This is a genomic window from Ruminococcus sp. CAG:379, from assembly GCF_000434255.1.
GTDB classification, from domain to species: Bacteria; Bacillota; Clostridia; order Oscillospirales; family Ruminococcaceae; genus Ruminococcus_F; species Ruminococcus_F champanellensis.
Genome location: NZ_FR894886.1, coordinates 1 through 2,626, shown reverse-complemented (window position 1 = coordinate 2,626; position 2,626 = coordinate 1). Strand labels below are relative to the sequence as shown.

At 52.7% G+C, this 2,626-nt stretch carries 2 protein-coding genes; both read left to right on the top strand.

Annotated elements, in window-relative coordinates; all coding sequences use genetic code 11:
• The first annotated feature begins 111 nt into the window (after positions 1-111).
• Complete coding sequence (locus QVO51_RS05355) at positions 112-972, top strand: helix-turn-helix transcriptional regulator (RefSeq protein ID WP_022357532.1); 861 nt, start codon at positions 112-114, stop codon at positions 970-972.
• 205 nt (positions 973-1,177) lie between these two features.
• Positions 1,178-2,530, top strand: a complete 1,353-nt coding sequence (gdhA, locus tag QVO51_RS05350) for an NADP-specific glutamate dehydrogenase (RefSeq protein WP_015559209.1) — start codon at positions 1,178-1,180, stop codon at positions 2,528-2,530.
• Positions 2,531-2,626: the final 96 nt, after the last annotated feature.

The following is a 2,626-nucleotide window of genomic DNA, read 5'->3' as shown; positions in this document are numbered from 1 at the left end:
GGCGGCTGCGTTTGCAGTCGCCATTTCCCTTTTACGGGGAATCCAATTGTGCAGTATTTACAAAAAGCATTTCATATGGTATACTGAATTATGCAAAGGAGTGAAGGGCATATGATCAAGCATCTGTCCGGCGACTATGAAACCGTGGAATATGAAGAAAAACGGTGTATCATGCTCTACCACAATACCCAGTATGAAGAATATCCGGTACATTGGCACCAGGAGATCGAGATCATCATGCCGCTGCACAAGTGCTACCGGCTGGAGATCGGAGACCGGGAATATGTGATCCGGGAAAACGAGGTGTTTTTCATTCCCCCCGGGGAGCTGCACCATCTGTTTGCCTGTGAGGGGGAGCGGCTGATCCTCCAGTGTGACAACAGCCTGCTGGGGGCGCAGCCCGTGTTCGACTCCATTATGCGGGGGCTAAAGGCGCCGGTGCTGATCGATGAAAGCTACGGCAGCGAGCTGCAGGCTGTTGCCAAAAAAACCATGCTGGAAATTTTTTCACTATACTTCTCCGGCTCGGAGCTGGCGGAGGTGCGGATCTACAGCCTGCTGGTGCGGCTGCTGATTGCTTTGCGAACCCGGCAGCTGACCGAAAAAACGGCGCAGCTGGACTGCAGCAGCGACAAGGTGGAGGAATACAACGAAAAGTTCAGTCTGGTGCTGAAATACATCGACAGCAACTACATGAACAATATTTCCCTGGACACCCTCGCCGGTATCGCCGGCTACAGCAAGTATCACTTCTCCCGGATTTTCAAGCAGTACAACACCATATCTTATTTGCAGTACATCAACGAGCGCCGGATCCGGGCGGCGGAGCTGATGCTCCAGGATCCGGCACTGCCGGTGACGGAGGTTGCCATGCAGGTAGGGTTCAAAAGCCTGACCACCTTCAACCGGTGCTTCAAGGAGATCAAGCACTGCACCCCCACGGACTTTAAAAAGCTGTGTCAGAAACGATGAACATTTCCTTGCATTTTCCACACATGATTCAACCTTCCTTTGTGCAATCTGTAGAATTGATGTCCTTTGGTGGACAGCTGTTCTGTGGGTGAATACATTTTTCACGACAACTGCAAAAAAATTCTTGCTATTTGCCTAGTAAAGTAGTATAATAGAAACTATCAGAGCAGGGATGCGCTGAAAAATATTTAGGAGGTTTTAAACAATGGCGTTTAAAAGTTCATATGTGCAGGGTGTCTATGACAAGGTCTGCGAAAGAAACAAGGGAGAAAGCGAATTTCTTCAGGCAGTAAGAGAAGTCCTCGAGAGCCTTGAGCCCGTTCTCGAAAAGAGACCCGACCTGGTTGAGGCCGGCATCCTTGAGAGAATCGTGGAGCCGGAGCGTCAGATCATGTTCCGTGTATCCTGGGTTGACGACAACGGCAAGGTTCAGGTCAACAGAGGTTATCGTATACAGTTCAACTCCGCAATCGGTCCGTACAAGGGCGGTCTGAGACTGCACCCCTCCGTTAACGCATCCGTAATCAAGTTCCTGGGCTTTGAGCAGATCTTCAAGAACAGCCTGACCACACTGCCCATGGGCGGCGGCAAGGGCGGTTCCGACTTCGACCCCAAGGGCAAGTCCGACGGGGAAGTTATGCGTTTCTGCCAGGCTTTCATGACCGAGCTGGCAAAGCACATTGGTGCTGACACCGACGTTCCTGCCGGCGATATCGGCACCGGCGCAAGAGAGATCGGCTTCATGTTCGGTCAGTACAAGAGACTGCGCAACGAGTTCACCGGCGTGCTCACCGGCAAGGGTCTGTCCTACGGCGGCTCCCTGGCAAGAACTGAGGCTACCGGCTACGGTCTGTGCTACTTCACCGAGGAAATGCTGGGCTGCATGAAGAACGACAGCTTCAAGGGCAAGACCGTTGTTGTTTCCGGTTCCGGCAACGTGGCAATCTACGCAACCCAGAAGGCAACCGAGTTCGGCGCAAAGGTCGTTGCAATGTCCGACTCCAACGGCTACATCTACGATCCCAACGGCATCAACCTGGATGTTGTAAAGCAGATCAAGGAAGTTGAGCGGGGCAGAATCAAGGAATACTGCAACCGTGTACAGGGCGCTACCTACACCGAAGGCTGCAAGGGCATCTGGGGCATCAAGTGTGACATCGCACTGCCCTGCGCTACCCAGAATGAGCTGGACGGCGAGGCTGCTGACAAGCTGATCGCAAACGGCGTTATGGCAGTTGCAGAGGGCGCAAACATGCCCAGCACACCGGAAGCCATCGAAAAGTTCCTGGCAAAGGGCATCCTCTTTGGACCTGCAAAGGCTGCAAACGCAGGCGGCGTAGCAACCTCCGGTCTGGAAATGGCGCAGAACTCCGCTCGTTACAGCTGGACCTTCGAGGAAGTTGACGCAAAGCTCCACAGCATCATGAAGACCATCTTCCACAACAGCTTCAACGCTGCAAAGGAATACGGCATGGAAGGCAACCTGGTTGCAGGTGCAAACATTGCCGGCTTCCTGAAGGTTGCAGACGCTATGAAGTGGCAGGGTGTTGCATACTAATCCGGATGATCCGAAACAAAAGCGGAATGCTTCGTGCATTCCGCTTTTTTGCGTTTACAGGATCAATAATTTCTTTGGCGTGTGGGTCAGATCCTC